18 protein-coding genes and 1 pseudogene are annotated in these 17,780 nt (G+C 45.7%); 11 read left to right on the forward strand and 8 right to left on the reverse strand.

All coding sequences use genetic code 11. From position 1 onward, the window contains the following. Positions 1–95 precede the first annotated feature (95 nt). The 3 genes and pseudogenes from A37S_RS0120790 to A37S_RS0120795 all read right to left on the reverse strand — a co-directional run. Positions 96–464: pseudogene (locus A37S_RS0120790) on the reverse strand (S4 domain-containing protein); the annotation flags it as partial. Continuing rightward, positions 457–600, reverse strand: a complete 144-nt coding sequence (locus A37S_RS27605; RefSeq protein ID WP_169719544.1) for a hypothetical protein — start codon at positions 598–600, stop codon at positions 457–459. The gene A37S_RS27605 and the pseudogene A37S_RS0120790, both read right to left, overlap by 8 nt. 80 nt (positions 601–680) lie before the next feature. Further along, a complete protein-coding gene (locus A37S_RS0120795) occupies positions 681–1,529 on the reverse strand; it encodes a sugar phosphate isomerase/epimerase family protein (RefSeq protein WP_028298645.1) in 849 nt (282 codons plus the stop codon). 297 nt (positions 1,530–1,826) lie between these two features. Here A37S_RS0120795 and A37S_RS25580 point away from each other — a divergent pair, with 297 nt between their 5' ends. The 6 genes from A37S_RS25580 (at position 1,827) to dnaJ (ending at position 5,940) form a co-directional block, all read left to right on the forward strand. Beyond that, on the forward strand, positions 1,827–2,744 hold the full coding sequence (locus tag A37S_RS25580) for a 1-aminocyclopropane-1-carboxylate deaminase/D-cysteine desulfhydrase (RefSeq protein ID WP_036603587.1): 918 nt from the start codon (positions 1,827–1,829) through the stop codon (positions 2,742–2,744). Continuing rightward, positions 2,737–3,129, forward strand: a complete 393-nt coding sequence (locus tag A37S_RS0120805) for a hypothetical protein (protein ID WP_036603590.1) — start codon at positions 2,737–2,739, stop codon at positions 3,127–3,129. The genes A37S_RS25580 and A37S_RS0120805 overlap by 8 nt, the downstream gene beginning before the upstream one ends. A gap of 45 nt (positions 3,130–3,174) precedes the next feature. Continuing rightward, complete coding sequence (locus tag A37S_RS0120810; protein ID WP_028298647.1) at positions 3,175–3,378, forward strand: hypothetical protein; 204 nt, start codon at positions 3,175–3,177, stop codon at positions 3,376–3,378. An 8-nt stretch (positions 3,379–3,386) separates the two neighbouring features. Then, positions 3,387–4,067 (forward strand): cell division ATP-binding protein FtsE, encoded by a 681-nt coding sequence (locus tag A37S_RS0120815; RefSeq protein WP_028298648.1) that lies wholly within the window; start codon positions 3,387–3,389, stop codon positions 4,065–4,067. A gap of 130 nt (positions 4,068–4,197) precedes the next feature. Further along, entirely contained in the window at positions 4,198–4,779 is a 582-nt protein-coding gene (gene grpE, locus A37S_RS0120820; protein ID WP_036603593.1) for a nucleotide exchange factor GrpE, read from the forward strand. A gap of 12 nt (positions 4,780–4,791) precedes the next feature. After that, the gene (dnaJ, locus tag A37S_RS0120825) at positions 4,792–5,940 is read left to right on the forward strand and encodes a molecular chaperone DnaJ (RefSeq protein WP_028298650.1); all 1,149 of its coding nucleotides are present in this window, start codon (positions 4,792–4,794) and stop codon (positions 5,938–5,940) included. 71 nt (positions 5,941–6,011) lie between these two features. On the opposite strand, the gene A37S_RS0120830 is transcribed toward dnaJ, so the two are convergent. Together A37S_RS0120830 and A37S_RS0120835 are read right to left on the reverse strand one after the other, a co-directional pair. Continuing rightward, positions 6,012–7,301, reverse strand: coding sequence for a M16 family metallopeptidase (locus A37S_RS0120830; RefSeq protein ID WP_036603597.1), 1,290 nt, complete (start codon positions 7,299–7,301; stop codon positions 6,012–6,014). Then, complete coding sequence (locus A37S_RS0120835; RefSeq protein WP_028298652.1) at positions 7,279–8,541, reverse strand: M16 family metallopeptidase; 1,263 nt, start codon at positions 8,539–8,541, stop codon at positions 7,279–7,281. Before A37S_RS0120835 ends, A37S_RS0120830 begins: the two co-directional genes overlap by 23 nt. Before the next feature lie 373 nt (positions 8,542–8,914). On the opposite strand from A37S_RS0120835, the gene A37S_RS0120840 reads away from it, so the two are divergent. The 3 genes from A37S_RS0120840 (at position 8,915) to A37S_RS0120850 (ending at position 11,763) form a co-directional block, all read left to right on the forward strand. Then, the gene (locus tag A37S_RS0120840; protein ID WP_157278962.1) at positions 8,915–9,403 is read left to right on the forward strand and encodes a hypothetical protein; all 489 of its coding nucleotides are present in this window, start codon (positions 8,915–8,917) and stop codon (positions 9,401–9,403) included. Between the two features lie 135 nt (positions 9,404–9,538). Next, a complete protein-coding gene (locus tag A37S_RS0120845) occupies positions 9,539–11,437 on the forward strand; it encodes an AMP-dependent synthetase/ligase (protein WP_028298654.1) in 1,899 nt (632 codons plus the stop codon). Positions 11,438–11,511: 74 nt separating this feature from the next. Then, positions 11,512–11,763, forward strand: a complete 252-nt coding sequence (locus tag A37S_RS0120850; RefSeq protein WP_028298655.1) for a hypothetical protein — start codon at positions 11,512–11,514, stop codon at positions 11,761–11,763. Positions 11,764–11,908: 145 nt separating this feature from the next. On the opposite strand, the gene A37S_RS0120860 is transcribed toward A37S_RS0120850, so the two are convergent. Then, positions 11,909–15,295, reverse strand: coding sequence for a DEAD/DEAH box helicase (locus tag A37S_RS0120860; protein WP_157278964.1), 3,387 nt, complete (start codon positions 15,293–15,295; stop codon positions 11,909–11,911). A gap of 252 nt (positions 15,296–15,547) precedes the next feature. Here A37S_RS0120860 and A37S_RS0120865 point away from each other — a divergent pair, with 252 nt between their 5' ends. Continuing rightward, positions 15,548–16,513 (forward strand): TolB-like translocation protein, encoded by a 966-nt coding sequence (locus A37S_RS0120865; protein ID WP_157278967.1) that lies wholly within the window; start codon positions 15,548–15,550, stop codon positions 16,511–16,513. Positions 16,514–16,812: 299 nt separating this feature from the next. On the opposite strand, the gene A37S_RS28195 is transcribed toward A37S_RS0120865, so the two are convergent. Both A37S_RS28195 and A37S_RS0120880 read right to left on the reverse strand, forming a co-directional pair. Further along, positions 16,813–16,935: a hypothetical protein gene (locus A37S_RS28195; protein ID WP_281169888.1), complete on the reverse strand. Its 123-nt coding sequence runs from the start codon at positions 16,933–16,935 to the stop codon at positions 16,813–16,815. Between the two features lie 136 nt (positions 16,936–17,071). Continuing rightward, positions 17,072–17,356, reverse strand: a complete 285-nt coding sequence (locus A37S_RS0120880; RefSeq protein ID WP_028298659.1) for an addiction module antidote protein — start codon at positions 17,354–17,356, stop codon at positions 17,072–17,074. Between the two features lie 248 nt (positions 17,357–17,604). On the opposite strand from A37S_RS0120880, the gene A37S_RS28400 reads away from it, so the two are divergent. Continuing rightward, on the forward strand, positions 17,605–17,780 hold a 176-nt coding region (locus A37S_RS28400; protein WP_157278785.1), incomplete at its 3' end, for a DUF4372 domain-containing protein.

Below are 17,780 nucleotides of genomic sequence, written 5' to 3' on the forward strand. Positions count from 1 at the left end.
ACTCATATTTTTAGTTTGTCGTAAAACCAAAATATGAAAAAAGGAGCTTGCCAGATATGGCAGCTCCTTAAATTATTTTTTGTCGGTCAGTAGTGATAATTATTATAACCGGGATGTACCACCATGCCTGCCATCTTGTTTACTACAAGGACGTCCGAATCTTCATAAATGATATCAAGCGGGATATTTTCCGGATACACCTCCGTATCACGTGGCGGATGGGGCAGCACGACGGTGATGACATCGCCGGGCTTCACCTTATAACTGGCCTTGATCGGGCTTTCGTTGACCAAGACATTCCCTGCTTCTATGGCGTTCTGAATGCGGTTGCGAGAGGCATTCTCCACCCTGTGCATCAAAAACTTATCGATGCGCAAAGGCGCTTGCCCCTTGTCTACTACTACACGGAGATGCTCATAGAGATCCTGCTCTACACCTTCTTCCAATTCCAAGTCTTCAGCCATGCTGCAAACCTAAGGAAAAAACGGGAGAAAGGCATATGCTGATTTCAGCTATACTACCCGTAGTCTGGGGCGCCGTCTGTGCGATGGCGACTACGGATAACAAATGATACGGTAGTCTGGAGACTACCGTTCTCACCTATTCAATCCTTAGTCTCTCGCGCTCAATGCCTTGCTACAGACTAAGGATAGTAGCGGCGATGGCGACTAAGCCCTTCCTTATTTCAATTCCTTGACAATGGCCCTGAAATTGGTAGCACTGATGGCAATATCTTTCGCATTGTCTTCCCAATTGTATTCATACTCTGCAGACAGCATACCTTTAAAGCCTTGATCTTTCAATGCCTGCAAGACTCCCCGCACATTGGATACGCCTGTGCCCCAATGCACATCGTGCGCCTTGGGATCCTTCTCGTTCAAGTCCTTAAAATGCAAATGGTTGATATGTCCTTTGTATTGCGCTATGCAGGCCACCGGATCTAATCCCGAACGTACCCAGTGCCCAATATCTGCACATGCTCCCACATAAGGGCTATTGGCAAGCGCGATGGCCTTGAGCACCGTATCGGGATTCCAATAAGGGGTAGGCTTTGGGTGGTTGTGGATGGACACCTTGATTTTATATTTATCTGCCAGCTTGCCTATCATGGGCAACTGTTCCTGCTTCGGTTCGGTGTTGATGTTCTTGATGCCCATCTCTTTGGCAAACTCAAAAATTCTGACCCACTCCTCTTCCGAATTGCCGTTGGTGACGCCAAAGGCCACCAACTCTACGTTCTTGTCCTTCAGCATTTGCAATACCTGCCCACGTTGTTCCTTACTGAGTTCCGGCCCCATTTTATCCGTGATGCCCGCTCCCACGGTTTGGCCCGGAAAGGCTTCGATATAACGCAGACCGCAGCTATCCGTTTTTGCTATGGCTTCTGCAAAGCTAAAAAGCCTAAAGCTATAGGCCTGTGTTCCTAGTTTCCAACCCAGTTTTTTTTCGGGCATATCCTGTGAGTATGTAGGCATAACAGCCAAAACACATAGCACGCTAAGTGCAAAAAGGACAAAAGATTTTCTCATGATGGTATTTGTTATAATTGATAGTTCGTTAGTTCCTCGCAAGTTTAATCTATTTATACGAAAAAAAGAAATAGTAGTCCTTACTTAACGTCGTCAGATCGCTTTCCCGAATACTGGATTCTTTCTCGCGATGATACCTACACAATCGTCACTGCGAGGAACGAAGCAGTCTCCAAGGGCGCACGACAGACGATCGCCACTGCAAACCGGATTGCTTCACTCTCGGCACAACCCGTGCCCCTTCTTGCTTAACCGTTCCTTTAATAACGTTTTTAAATAATACCTTTGTTACCAACTATGGCTGATTTTAACTTCCGCAGTCCCGAAGAGCGTATCTATCATCCTTTGCTGGATAAGTACGGGGTGCAGTTGTACGTAAAGCGCGACGACATGATACACCCGTTCATCTCGGGCAATAAATGGCGAAAGCTAAAGTATCTACTCCAGGCGGCGAGCAGGCAAAACAAGAAGCACCTAGTAACCTTTGGTGGGGCCTGGTCCAATCATATTGTGGCTACAGCCTGTGCAGGTGCGCGCTTTGGTTTCCGCACCACGGCATATATTCGCGGCGAGCAGGTGGACAATTCCGTCTTGATGTTATGCCGTCTGTTTGGCATGAAGCTGCGATTTGTAGACAGGCAAAGCTATCGCGATAAACGGGAATTATACGATCGATACCACGGCAACGAAACCGATGCTTATTTTGTGGACGAAGGAGGCTCTTCCTTAGAAGCTGTTCGGGGATGTGCGGAAATCATAACCGAATTGGAAAACCCCTACGACCACATATGCTGTGCCTGTGGCACGGGAACGACCATAGCAGGCATTGCCGCCGGGCTAAACGAGCAACAATTAAACATGAAGCCACATGCCTTTCCCGTGCTTAAAGGAGCAGGTTTCCTACAAAAGGACCTGCTGGAACTTGGCGTCGACAGCGATCAACTAGTTTGGCACTACGATTACCATTTTGGTGGTTATGGAAAAACGCCTCCTCTCCTATTGCAATTTATCCACGATTTCGCCAGGCAAACCGGCGTATTATTGGATCCCATCTATACGGGCAAACTGTTTTTTGGCATTTTTGACCTGGTAAAAAATGGCTATTTCCCAACGAACAGCCGTATATTAGCTATTCATACGGGCGGACTTACCGGTTTGCTCGGCAAACAGGACGACCTATTACGGACTTTAAACGATACAAATGACCATGAATAAAAAATGGATTTTTCTTTCGATGGGATGTATACTACTCCTTTTCTTTATGTTGAAGGATTCCCTGTCACAACCGGATGTGGAATCGTTGGAAGGTGGCTTTAAGGAGATTGCCTTTGCGCGAAACGAACAGAATACAGGCCCCGTCACCCGTATATATTCGGTCAGCGTAGCCGATACGGGCAAAGCGAACTTTGAGCTGTATGGCAACTATATGCCGCACACCAAATACGGCACGACCATTGTCTACTTCTTTTTGCAAGGAGAAAGGGTTCCCGGCACATTGAACGTCGAAAAACCCTATTTTGACGATAAAACATTCCACCCCATAGTACGTTATGAAAAAGATGCCATGGGTGGCGTGAAGGTGACGCATCTAAAGATGTAGGAATTATTCAGCGAAATATAACCTTTTTATCATAACTTTGGCTTGATGTATATTATCAAAGTAAAGGGCGTGGCCAAAATACCAGATTACGTTCAGCTACGTGACGAAAGTTTCACTTTGCTGGCCTACTTTAGGGTGGATAGACCCGACAAGTCGCTGGACAAGATCGGCCTGGGGGATAAAGTGGGGAAAATCATGGAATTGGTAGAAAGCATGCCTTTTGGACAAGTCAAAAAACTCGAACTATAGCTATTAAAATGATAAACGGCGCAGTAATCAAACTTATCAATATAGATATTTATCAACAAAAGCACCTCGTTCTGGCCAACGTCAATCTGCAGATAGACCATGGTGAATTTGTATTTCTTATTGGGCAGACCGGCTCTGGAAAAAGTAGTCTATTGAAAGTGCTTTATGGTGACTTACCCATTCAAAATGGCGAGGCCATAGTAGCTGGCTTTGACCTGAAAAACATCAAAAGCAAAGAAATCCCTTTCCTTCGACGCAAGCTGGGGATCGTATTTCAGGATTTCCACCTACTCACGGATCGTACCGTGGAGAAAAACCTGGAATTTGTGATGCGCGCCACGGGCTGGAAGGACAAACGGCTTATCCGCGACCGAATGTTCGACGTGCTGGACAAAGTGGGATTGCGTTCCAAACTAAAGAAGATGCCCCATGAATTGTCTGGCGGAGAACAACAACGCATCGTGATAGCCCGTGCCCTGCTCAATGACCCGGAGGTAATACTTGCCGACGAACCTACGGGCAACCTAGACCCAGACACCTCAGAAGAAATAGTCCTGTTGCTAAAGGAAATAAGCAGAGCAGGAACGGCAGTGCTCATGGCCACCCACGATTATCAACTTATTCGCAATATGCCTTCGAGAATCATCAAAACCGATAATGCGGGACTATTGGATATGGTGGAAATTTAGCAAAACCATACGGGTATCAACAACCGGCAAATTGACTGTCAAATACGGTAAATCATGACAGCCTGTCGTTTTTCATATAAATGGCAAAAAAATTGTTTCTCATTGGCCATTGAAGTATTATTGGAATATTATGGAAAATCAACATAAAGACTTTTCTGAAGAAAAGGACCTTGGAAGCAACAACGCTCAAGAGATTGATAATCAAAACGAAGAGAATCAAAAAGAAGCTCCCGGTGCGCAAGAAGGCAAAGCTAGCTCTACCGATGAATTGGCTAAAATAAAGGCAGAACTGGAAGAGGCTAACAATAAATACCTTCGTTTATATGCCGAATTTGACAACTTTAAGCGTCGGATAAGCAAAGAAAGAGTGGAATTGCTACAGACGGCGGGAAAAGAAGTCATAGCTGACATGCTGACAGTATTGGATGATTTCGATCGCGCATTGAAGGCCATTGAAAACACCAATGAAATTGCTCCTATTAAGGAAGGCGTAGAACTGGTTCACCATAAGCTCAAGTCCACTTTATCAAAAAAAGGGCTTAAGGAAATGCAGGCCATAGGTTCCGATTTTGATCCCGAAGTGCATGAAGCCGTAACCAAGATTCCCTCTCCTACACCAGACATGGAGGGTAAGATCATCGATCAGGTAGAAAAAGGATATTATTTAAATGACAAGGTGCTGCGTCACGCAAAAGTAGTCGTGGGAGGCTAATAAAGGAGAAACATGTCAAAGAGAGATTATTACGACGTCTTAGGGGTTTCAAGAGGTGCAGATCATGTGGAAATTAAATCTGCATACCGTAAACTTGCCATCAAGTATCATCCAGACAAGAATCCGGATAATAAAGAGGCGGAGGAAAAGTTCAAGGAAGCTGCCGAAGCTTACGAAATATTGAGTAACCAGGAAAAACGCCAACGCTATGACCAATTTGGACATGCAGGAACCAAAGGCGGTTTCAGTGGCGGAGGAATGAACATGGAGGACATATTCAGTTCCTTTGGAGACGTCTTCGGTGGTGGCGGAAATCCCTTCGAAAGTTTCTTTGGTGGCGGGCAATCACGTGGAGGCCGTCGCGTAGTAAAGGGCACCAACCTCCGCATCAAAGTGAAGCTGACCCTTGAGGAAATCGCCAACGGCGTTGAGAAAAAAATAAAAGTCAACAAGCAAGTTCCTTGCGCCACGTGCAATGGCACGGGAGCTAAGGGAAGCCATGGCACGCAAACATGCCGCACCTGTCATGGCTCGGGCACTATACGACGTGTCACCAATACCATATTGGGACAAATGCAAACCTCCAGCACCTGCCCTACCTGTAACGGAGAAGGCGTTGAGATAACGGCCAAGTGTCCCACTTGCCATGGCGAGGGGCTTACGCGTGGTGAAGAAACCATCACCATTAATATTCCAGCGGGCGTGAGTGAAGGCATGCAACTTTCCATGGCAGGCAAAGGTAACGCTGCTCCGCGCGGGGGCATTCCCGGCGACTTGATTATCTTGGTGGAGGAGATTCCTCACGAGACATTAAAACGGGATGGCAATAACGTGATTTATGACTTGTATGTCAATTTCATAGACGCTGCCCTCGGCACCAGCATTGAAGTACCTACCATAGATGGCAAAGCCAAAATTAAGATAGATCAGGGTACACAAGCGGGCAAGATTTTGCGCTTAAAAGGAAAAGGCATACCTGAGATCAACTCGTCCTATCACAAGGGAGACCAACTGATATATATAAACGTTTGGACTCCCAAGGCTTTATCGCAAAGCGAAAGGGAAATATTGGAAAAGCTACGGGAATCGCCTAATTTCAAACCTCAACCCGGGAAAAGCGAAAAAAGCTTCTTCGAAAAGGTGAAGGAATTTTTTGAATAGTAATCTTTCGAAAACTTTACCAAAGTTTGCCGGGCTATATGGCCTTGCGCGCAATTTTGGTAAAGTTTTTTTTAATATTTACCCACAATCACCTTCACCATCTTATCAAAATCGAGGTATTTGTTTGCTGTTTCCATCACATCCATTGGAATGCTGTTTCTTAATACCTGAAAATTGTAGTCGTAATAACTATTGTCCAGTCCTTGGAAATAAACCTGTTTGAACTTATCTGCATGGGAGAATACATTTTCCAGTGAACCGAGAATCGTTCCATTGATATAATTCTTCACCAAGCTTAATTCATCTGCCTCCAAAGGTTCTTCCTTGAGACGTTTTATTTCCTTTTCTATTTCCTTGAGCGTGGGCCCTACCACTTCCACTCCTACCTCCGTGGCTATGGTAAAAAATGCGGCGTGCTGCAAGCTGCCAATTCCTGAACCTATACCATAGGTATATCCTTTATCTTCCCGTATATTGGTCATCAATCTCGAACCAAAATAACCACCGAGAATGGTATTAAGAAGTTGCACTGCCGGAAAATCGGGATGGGATCGCTTGATGAACAATGAGCCCAATCGAATGGCGCTCTGCAAGGCCCCCTCGCGCTCCTCGTAGATCAGCTTACCGGCATCCACACTATGGAGAAACGACCTCTCGGCAACCTGACTCCTGCTAGGTAACATGGTCTTTCCTCCCCAAAGATCGTCAAAATGATCCCTAACCAATGGCATCACCTCGCGAGCTATTTTTCCTGCTACAAACAATTTACAGTTTGCGGGGCATAATTGCTGTTGATACAAGCGTTGCAGATCTTCACGACGCAGGGTATCAAAATCGGATTCCACAGGAGCAAAACCATAAGGATCGCTACCGAAGATGGCTTTATTAAATAGCCTACGAGCTACAAAATCGTTCTTGCGCAAGGATATGCCAAGGGAATGTTTATTATTACGTATATAGGTTTGCAGCTCGTTTTCCGGGAATACAGCTTGCTGTAACACCTCCCGCACAATGGGAAGCACCTTACCTAGATGCTTGGTCAACGTAAACAAGACCAGCGAAGTATGGTCAAACGAATATTCCGGACGCAAAAAGGCCCCATAGAAATCCACCTTTTCAGCAATCTCCGCACTGCTCATGGAATGCGTTCCTTCCAGTAGCTGGCTGCTCAACGCCAAATTGACTATGGGCGATTTGCCTTCCAGGTAATGGTTCTCAAAGATCCATTCTATGCGCAACAGCTCCTGTTCACCGCCATCGAACACGAATACGTCCATGCCGTTTGCCCATCGTTCATATTGCGGGCTAATCAAATCAAAACGGTCTATCTCGTTATAATCAGGCGCTATGCTTCTGTCCATCGTGATTTTCTGCTAAATATATCAATGTAGAAGAGTTTTCCCTCGTAAAAATCTGTTTGGCTGCTTCCAACAAGGTTGAAGCCGAAATAGACCTGTATTTTGCCACTTCCGCATTGAGCAGCCCGGCATCGCCCAGCAGTTCAAAATAAGCGAGGTTCATGGCTTTATCCAGTATCGACATTTCGGAAAATGTCATGGTAGACTCCACCTTGTTTTTTACTTTTTCAAGTTCATAATCTTCCACTTGTTGGGACCTCAATACTTCCAACTCTCCCCATATCGCCTGCTCCGCCTCCTCTATCGATACGTGGGCCAATGGTTTCCCTTCTACTATAAACAGCCCCGGATCCAAGCTACCAAGCAGGTAGGCATTTACCTCTCCGAATAATTGGCTTTCTTTGACCAAGCGCCTGTACAAGCGCGAAGAAGTGCCGCGAGAAAGGATATCCGACAGAAGATCTGCGGCATAATACTGTTCCGACAGCCTATCTCCCATGTGGAAAGCTATATAGATATTATTTGCGGGCACGTCGGTTTTGAAAGTCACCCTTCTTGCTTCAGTTTGCTGGAGTTCCTGAGGCAAATGCCTTTGCGGCATATCCATGCCCGGAATATCGGCAAACCATTTTTCCGCCAATTTCCTCACCTCTTCCGTAGTTACATGTCCCGCTACTACCATGATGGCATTGCCGGGGTTGTAAAAACGGTTGAAGAAACTTCTTACATCTTCCATCTTGGCTTCTTCGATGTGCTTCAATTCCTTGCCTATCGTAGCCCACTTATATGGATGTAGCTGGTAGGCCAAGGGCCTCAGGCGAAGCCAAGCGGTGCCATAAGGCTGATTGAGGTACCTTTGCTTAAATTCTTCGCATACTACCTGCCGTTGTACGTCGAGGCTTTTTTCACTGAACGATAAGCTCAACATCCTATCGCTCTCCAACCAAAAAGCCGTCTCCATATTGGCAGCAGGCAAGGTGATATAATAGTTGGTGAAATCGTTGTTGGTGAAGGCATTGCTTTCGCCACCTACGCGCTGTAGCGCCGTATCGAACTGCGGGACATTTTTGGAGCCACCGAACATCAGGTGCTCAAAGAGATGGGCAAAACCAGTCCGTTCTTCGTCCTCGTCCCTCGCCCCTACGTTGTATAAGATATTGATTGCTGCCATCGGCGTGGAAGGATCCTCATGAACCAATACACGCAGGCCGTTTGACAACACAAAACGGTCAAAGGTAACCATATATGATACTATAATGTTTTAGCTTTAAAGAGAACAAACCTAGCATTATTTACATAGCCATGCAAGGCACACGCCACAAATCACTCATTGTGAAGTATATAAAAACCAGACTCCAAAACCATTCGGATGTTTTCTTGTTATTAGGTGCAATTATTGTACATTTTCTCTGTAAAAAAAGTGCTCGATGGCAGAGGAGAGCGCGATAAATTGCTTTTATATGCAACGTAAATTAAATTGCATATAAAAGGCAATTTGTCTAAGTTTGAACATGTAAAACCTATATTGTAAATAGTTAAACAAATAGATGGGATACGTACCTGCTTGGGTTAAATACCTCATAACGGGAACATTACGCGCAAAAAACAAACAACCGATGAAAAAACATAGCTATATTACCGTCTGTTTGATAGGTGCACTTTGCGCCTGCAACGATATCAGCAGACCACAACACGCCAATTGGAGTGACAGCACTTTTGTCAATGATAACATTGAGGTGAAAGACACCAAAGAGTCCAAATCGGATTTCTGCTTCATGGATATAAGTGGCAATCAGAAAAAAGACACTACCCGTGTCCACATCTCTTTGCTAGGAAGTAAAGTAATGGGCAACATGGAGCATCTTCCTTTTGAAAAGGATAAAAAGGTAGGCACCCTGGAAGGGAAAAAAACGGGAGACACGCTATACCTTAAATGGTATTATGAACAGGAAGGCATCAAAGACTCGGTGAATACAGTTTTTCTGATACAGAATAACCAGCTGAGGCAAAAGCCTTTCTCCTATGATAGAGAAACAGGCAAAGCCTATACGGCAAAGGAGGCCAAATTCCTCTTGAGCTATAAATCCGTGCCCTGCTCGTTTTAAAGACTAAAGCGTGCGTTGACGCTGGAACGGCACTCAGAACTCAATAATATGTACAGCCGCAAGATGTTGCGGCTCTAACAAATATAATTTCTATTTTTGCGCTTCATTTTAAGCGATATAGACTGATAACGACAAATGGCTAATTTGAATTCGGATATGACCATACCTGATTTCCTTCGAAATGTGGTGAAGCATATCCACCCTATTACACATCCTTTCCTGCTGTTTCACAATGGCAAAGAATGGGAAGATATTTCATACGAGACCGCTTTGAGACACATAGATCATGTCTCCGCCTACCTGCTTTCCATAGGCATCAAAAAAGGCGACCGCTGTGCTTTGCTCACCGACAACAGTCCTGAATATGTCTATTTTGACCAAGGGATGCAACAGATAGGCGCTGTCAACGTATCCATTTATCCCACACTGCCCGAAAATGAAATAGAATATATATTGAATGATGCTGGTGCTAGGACAATCTTGGTGGGAACACCGTTCCTTCTTCGAAAAATTTTGAAGATAGCCAATGACTGCTCGAGCCTGATCCGTATCATCCCTACCTTTGACGGCTATGAAAAATACCTGCAAGACTTGGTATTGGAGGCAGGAGTCATTGGTTTCCATGAATCATTGAAGGAGGGCGGCCTTGTTTTCGCGCAGCATGAAAAGGAAATCATAGCGGCTAGAGAAGGTTTATTGAGCAGTGACTTGAACACGCTGATCTACACTAGCGGCACTACCGGAACTCCCAAAGGGGTAATGTTGACGCATCACAACATGGTGAACAACGTGATTGCCTGCCTGCAGCAAATTGAAGAAGTAGACGAAACGGAAACTTTCCTCAGTTTCCTCCCCCTGTCCCATGCCTTTGAGCGCACGGCGACCTATCATGTGTGCCTCGCCCTGGGAGCCACGATTGCCTTTGCGCAGAGCCTAGAGCTATTGGCAAGGAATATGATGGAAGTGAAGCCTACGGTGGTCAATTGCGTACCTCGCCTGCTGGAAAAAATCCATGACAAGGCCCTTAAGGGCGGCACTGCCGAAGGCGGCAATAAGGAAAAGATCTTCCTGTGGGCGCTAGAAACCGGCAAGGCCTATCGCGAGCACAAGGCGCAAGGCAAGCATGCAGGCCTGTTACTGCGTATGAAACATAAGATGGCCGACAAGTTGGTTTTTTCCAAAATCAGGGAAAAGACAGGGGGACGGCTCAAGTTCATGATTTCGGGTGGAGGCGCCCTGCCCAAGAATATCGGCGAATTTTTTGGCAATATCGGCATACGCATCCTGGAGGGTTATGGACTCACCGAAACGTCGCCCGTAGTGGCCGTTACCGAGTTTGGCCGCCAGGTTTATGGTACCGTTGGCCGCATCCTGCCAGGCATAGAAATCGGCATTTGGGACGTTGAGATTGGCAAAATGCTCAGCTTGCAGAGCCATGATAGCTTTGACCCCAAATTCACCTCCGAGGAGGGCGAAATCGTCATCCGTGGGCACTGCATCATGAAGGGCTATTGGAACAAACCCGAGGAAACGCAATTCGCAATTGATCAGGATGGCTTTTTCCATACGGGTGATATTGGTCGCTTTTACCTCGGGAACCTACAAATCACCGATCGTATCAAGAACATCATCGTCAATGCCTATGGCAAGAACGTTTACCCCACACCCGTAGAAAATACCTATCTAAAAAGTCCAAAGATTGAACAAATATTCCTCATTGGCGACCAAAGAGAGTATCTCACGGCCATCATTGTCCCCAACAGGGAACTATTGGAAGAAACTTTTGGTCTAAAAGACGATTTTTTCAATCAGGAAGCACAGTTCATTGAGGACGAACCTATATTGAACTGGATAGGACAGGACATCAAAAGATTGTCAAACGAGCTTGCCAAGTTTGAGCGCATCCGCTCCTTTAAGGTCAAACGTCAACCTTTCAGCATAGAAGGCGGCGAGCTCACCCCTACCCTCAAGGCCAAAAGAAAAGTCATCGAGAAGAAATATGCAGAAGCAATAGACGACATCTATCAGGAATAATAATAGCCCAGGGTCTTAATTCTGGGCTATTCAATCATTTTCTTATCTAAGAACATTTTTGTAATTTTGATTCCATGAGCAAGCTGATCGTAAATATCGATGATAGAAAATCAGAAAAAGTTGTTTTGGCGGTTCTGCAGGCCCTAGGACTTAGTTACGAAATGGAAGCTCCAGAAGAAAGTATAGTGAATGTGGCCAAACCGCTGAATAAGGCAGAACAAGCTATGTATAAACGTCTGAAAACTGCCTTTGAAGAAATCAAACTTCACCAAGAAGGTACAATTAAATTAAAAACGATTGAGGAAGTTTTAGCCGAGTTATCATAAAATTGATATGGGTATTACCGTAATACCAACAACTGGCTTTGTCAAAGCTTTAAAAGCCATTTCCAAAAAGCATAAAAGCATTTTGGCAGACATTGCAAAGTTGTCTGCACAATTGAAGCCCCCAAAAAACGGGAACTGATTTAGGTCAAAACAACCTCATCAACTCGTCCTTCCGCAACCCATTGCCCCAGCCATCCCCTTGCTGTATGAGTTGCTGAAATAGCTCCTTTTTGGTCTGCTGCAATTTCATCATCTTCTCCTCCACCGTATCGCTGCATACCAGCCGCACAGCCGTCACCTTTTTATCCTGACCTATGCGGTGCGCACGGTCTATAGCCTGCTGCTCCACGGCGGGATTCCACCAGGGATCCACTAAATAGACATAATCGGCCGCGGTTAGGTTGAGTCCTGTGCCTCCCGCTTTCAGACTAATAAGGAAAACCCGGGTTTGCGGATCGTTCTGGAAGTCGGCCACTACCTGTTCCCGATTACGTATGCTTCCGGTGAGATAGGCATAACCGATCTTTCGTTTGTCCAAGTCCTGCTTCACGAGGTCCAACATGGCTACAAATTGCGAGAAGACCAATATTTTGTGTTGACCGCATTTTTCGGTAATTTGGGACAGCAATGTATCTAGCTTGGCTGAGGCATCTCCAGGCAAACGTCCTTCGCCCAAAAGTACGGGCGAGTCGCAAATCTGTCGCAAACGAGTGAGCCCTCTTAGCACATTCATGGAATTGCGCCTCAACTCATCCTGTGTGGTGGCCGAGATATATTCCCGAAACTCCTTTTCATAAGCATCGTAAATAGCGCGTTGTCCCGCACCCATCTCGCAGTAGAGCACGGTCTCTATCCGTTCGGGCAGCTCTGTCGCCACCTCATCCTTTGTCCTGCGTAGGATAAAGGGCCTGATCTTTTCCTTTAGGGTAAGGAGCCGCTTGGCATCGTGAAACTGGTCTATAGGGCGGAGGTAGACATCCTTGAAATACTTCCTGCCACCCAACAGCCCGGGACAGGCAAAGGACAACTGCGCATACAGGTCGAATACATTGTTCTCCAAGGGCGTACCCGTGATGACCAGCTTATTGCTTGCCTTCAGCAGACGTGCCGCCTTATAACGCTGCGACTCGGGGTTTTTGATCTGCTGCGACTCGTCCAAAAAGATATAGTTGAAGACAAATGACCGCAATAGCGCTATATCGAACAACAGGGTGCCATAGGTGGTAATCACCAGGTCATGGGAAGCAAAATCGTCCCTGCTCCTGATGCGACTATCGGCATGATGGACAAATACCTTCAACGATGGAGCGAACTTGGCAATCTCCTGTCGCCAGTGAAATATAAGTGAAGTAGGCACCACCAATAGATCGGTCAGTGGTCCCTTCCGTTCACGTTGCGAAAGGATAAAAGCAATGACCTGAACGGATTTTCCCAAGCCCATCTCATCGGCCAGGCAGCCCCCAAATCCAATCTTTTCAAAATATTGCAACCAAGCCAGCCCCTGCTTTTGGTAAGGCCTTAGCTGTGCCTGCAGCCCTTTGGGAACTACGGCTTCCTGTAGCGCATCCGTGCTCGAGAGCTTTTCTACGTATTCCTGTATATGCCATTTGGTTTCCTCGTCCAACATTTCGGCATCAAAAAGCTCCTGCACGAGCATGAAATTGGTCTTTGCAATTCCTAGCGTATCGTCATCCAATATCTCGCCAATATTGAAATAAGTATTGAACCGGACAATCCATTCTTCGGGAAGAATACCCAGGGTACCATCGTCCAAGCGCACATATTTACGTCGGTCGCGCAGGGTGGCCCGCAATTGCCGCAGGCTTGCCTTGGCTTTGCCAAAGCGAACGTCTACCTCGGCATTGAACCAATCGATACCACTCAATATCCTGATATGGATCTTCACCGGGTTTGGGTTGTATCGGTTGCCTTGCAAATCCTTGAAGCCCAACACAGTGATGCCATCCGAAAACCATTGTTCAAACACCTTGGGAAACCAATCTTCATCCAAGAACCGCTTGCGGTGCAGGTAAAGATAATCCAGTTGATTGTCCAGCTGTTCCTCAAAAAAGGGATGCTGCCTGATGATCTGCGCCATAAATTCGGTCTCCAGAGCCCCATCGCGCGGCACCATAAAACTATTCCCTTTCTCGTCTATGCCGTGCAGCTGTGTTTTGGCGCGTAGGGACACCTCGGCCTCTCCGTAACGCAGCACGGGCGTGATGGCCACATAGTCGCCCACATCTTCCAGATAGATCAGCTTTTCGATATCCCTTCCGAAGAGTTCCATCTGTGAGGCCGTGGCCGCATGGGCATATTCATACTTTACGTCCACCTGCTCCTCCAATTTGGCCAAGACCTCTTTTTTGAGCTGTGGGTACTTGTTCTGATGGATGAGGATATTGGACGATTTGTCCCGAAAGAGCTGGATGAGCCCCAGCAAATGCCTATTGTCCACCAAATAGAGGCTTTCATTGGCCATTAGAAAGTAGTCATACTTCAGCTGTACGCCATGAAGGGAGTGCAGGCTGCCGTCTAGCAAAATGGTGGCGGATAGCTCGTAGAAAGGAGCCTTATGCGCCACTTTAAGCGTAGCGCTTTGAGGTAAACGCACCACCTGCACTGCCTTGACCGATGCTGCATGGACCTTTTCGGACACCGAGGCATCGTGGTAATAGAATGGATATCCCAACGGATTGAGTACCAAGGCGCGCAGCGCCACCAATTGATCGGAAAGGTTCTTGTCCACTATGGCCTGCTGAAAACGGTGAATGGCCGAGAAAAACTTGACCTCTTTCGGTTCCTTCATGCCCCATACCCTCGAGAGCGGCTCTATAGGTCTAAAAGGATTTTTCAGTCCTCCCTCCTTGGTCTGTGGCGCTTCATAGAGTTCCACCAGCAGGTGGCGATAATATTTGTGCTGCCGCAGGACGACAATGGTTTTATGCTCCTTGTCATTCACCACAGGTAATACAGCCGCACGGTCATCTGGCGCCAGCCACTGTTGGAGGACATCTATCCCCTGTTTGTCCATGGACAATAGCGCGCTCAACTTGGGGCTGATATGGAGTTCGCCCTCTTGGTACGCAATCTGGAAAAAGTCCTGCAGATTGGCTTCGTTTTCCATGCCATAGTCCACAGCCCGTTTCCGTAAAAGCTGCTCTCTGAGCATATCGTCAAAGAAAGCCCTGAACTCCACTCTTTTTATAACAGCCATCAAGACGGTAGCTTCCTCTTCGGTCAGCTTCCCAGCCTCGCCACTGGCCATGCTACATACTTTCAATCCAAGTGTACTTTGCTCTAACTCTACTTGTGGAAAGGTAAGCCCCCCTAGCCTATTGCCAAAAGCACCTTTGTTGACGGACAAGTCGATAGCCACGATATGCTGATATGCTGTAGGTGGAATGGCCAGGTCAGGTAAAGCATATTGGTATAGCCTTGGTTCGCTCAATTGGGCAATGGATATACCTTCCATTAGCACCTCATGGTACGGCCCTGCTCCTTCCGTTGGCCCAGTCTCATCTATTGCCATAGTGAGGCTAATATACGCTTATTCTCGTCATTTTTGCAGTTTATGCCCCCTGAAATGCAAATGGAAAGATAGGGATTACCTTATTAATCGCTCAAAATTTGACACGCTGCAAGATCATCTCGTCAGCAATCCTATCTGGCACTTACGAAAAAAATACTGGTTTTCCAGTAGACCCTTTGGCATATCGATTGCAACAATAGTGAGGTATGGCATATCGGTTTAAGAATGAAATAATCTCTAAAATATCTTAGCATGAAAAATATATTATATAGCTTACTTTTCTCCCTGTCATTGTTTGCCTGTTCCAAAGATGATGGCCATGATAACGGAGGCAATAACGATGGGTATCCCAGTGATCTGACAGGTACCATTTATTATAAATGGGCCACCGAAGGGATCCTAAGGGTAACATTTCCTTCGGCAACGGGGGGATCATTTATCGAAGACGATACCAGGCTGAACAGTTTCGATGTTTCCAGGGACGGACAGTACCGTTTGACAGCGGTCAATGCCAGCACGGTCGGAAATAACGATGTGAGGTTTACCCTGAGCAATAGCGAAAGCGGAAGCGTTGTCCACGAGTTTATTTATGACAGCCCAGCTGGGAACAGTTACTGCGGAGGACAACTATCCCCAGACAACACCTTGATCTTGGTGGAATCCAACGATGTAGAAGATGGAATTACCATTTTGAAGACAGATGGGGAGTTTGTCCTACGTTTGGACGGTATTGGCGGCGAGCCTTTCAGCATGCATGACATGAAGATGTGGCTGCCCGGGAATGAAATTCTCTTGACGCATGGCAAAAACATTATCCGTATACCCCCTCCGTACAATTCGGGTTCCCTTGTCAAGGAGATGAACTATGAAGACTGGGGAGATCTCACGGTCAATCATCAGGGGACGCAACTGGCCATGCGTATCGGCAATCATATCCACACGATGGATATCGACGGAAATAACCTAAAACAGGTAACGACCAGTAATTTTAAGGAAAGTAAGCCCGTTTTCTCGCCAGATGGCAAATATCTGATGGTAGGGGGCAATTACCGCCAAAGTTCTGTCATGGGACATTCTTGGGATATAAAGATCATCCCGAACAACGGTGAGCAATATAACGTGGATCCTTTAGAAACGAATTCCACTGGTGTCATTCCCGTTATATGGAATGGAAAAGATAAGATTGAGACGGGAAGTGGACAGGTTATCTGGAAATAGGGTTTCTAGGCATTTTGTTTTTCACTATTGTTTTGATATTTCCACACTTAATATGCGGTTTGGTCAGGATATTTGTATTCTTGATCGGTTACAGGGTGCGCTTTGCGTGGGGGATTAGCTCAGCTTTGTTTATTGTTTTAATGGATTCGCTGAATGCTTCGCATTTGCGGTGGAAATCCTTTACTACACTGATTTCCGCAAAAGATTGGAACGGAAAGGCCGACCCGTTTGCATTTTAAGTGCATGGGCTTTTGAGCATTGGCAAAAAACACAAAGGGCACGCCCAAATAATAATGACGTTATTTATCCAAGCCTTTTTCTTTCAGCCATTTTGGCAAAAGGTCGGCTACTTCGATATTGTTCAAATCGGAAAGCGGAAAATGCGTATTACCGTTAATTCCCACCTCGGGCAGGTGTACCACAGTTGCATCGCCCCCGTGCTTATTCCGAGCCTTTGGCGGGCAAGGCGGTGAAAAAATACAATTCGTATCATAAGCATATTTTATAGTATCAAATCTTGGCTTTCTGCCATTACTGCTTGTAGTGCTTTCATTTTTTTTAAGCAGTTGTTGGGTTAACTTTTATTTGTCCTCCAACAGCTTTCAAAACTTTCATTATTGTTGAAAATTGAGGTTTAGCTCCATCAGACAGCGCTTTGTATAAACTTGGTCGGCTAAGACCTGTTTCCTCTGCAATTTTAGTCATTCCGATTGCTTTTGCAATGTGTCCGATTGCGGTAATTATTTCTGAATCATTACCTTCTTCTAAAACTGTATTAAGGTATTCAGCAATCATTTCGTTGCTATCTAAATAATCTGCAATATCAAATTTCGATGTTTCCATTTTCCTCATTTTTTTAACCGAGCTTTAGCGAGCTCATCTTTAGATAATTTATCCCAAATGTCCTTAGCTTTTTCAATGTCTTTTTGTTGAGTTGATTTATCTCCACCAATAAGCAGAATAATAATTTTCCCGTCCGCTTCTTTGAAATAGATTCTATACCACTACTGACCGACAAAAAATAATTTAAGGAGCTGCCATATCTGGCAAGCTCCTTTTTTCATATTTTGGTTTTACGACAAACTAAAAATATGAGTGATAAAAATACAGAAAAGAAATTAGTCGGTCAGCCAATCTTCAAACAATTATTAGGTTTTATTCCAAGGAACAAATTTGAGATGCTTGTGAGCAAGCACCGGTCTGACCGCTATTACAAGACCTTTGATTCATGGACACAACTCATGACGATGCTGTTCGGAATATTCAG

The organism is Olivibacter sitiensis DSM 17696 (assembly GCF_000427965.1).
Classification (GTDB): Bacteria; Bacteroidota; Bacteroidia; order Sphingobacteriales; family Sphingobacteriaceae; genus Olivibacter; species Olivibacter sitiensis.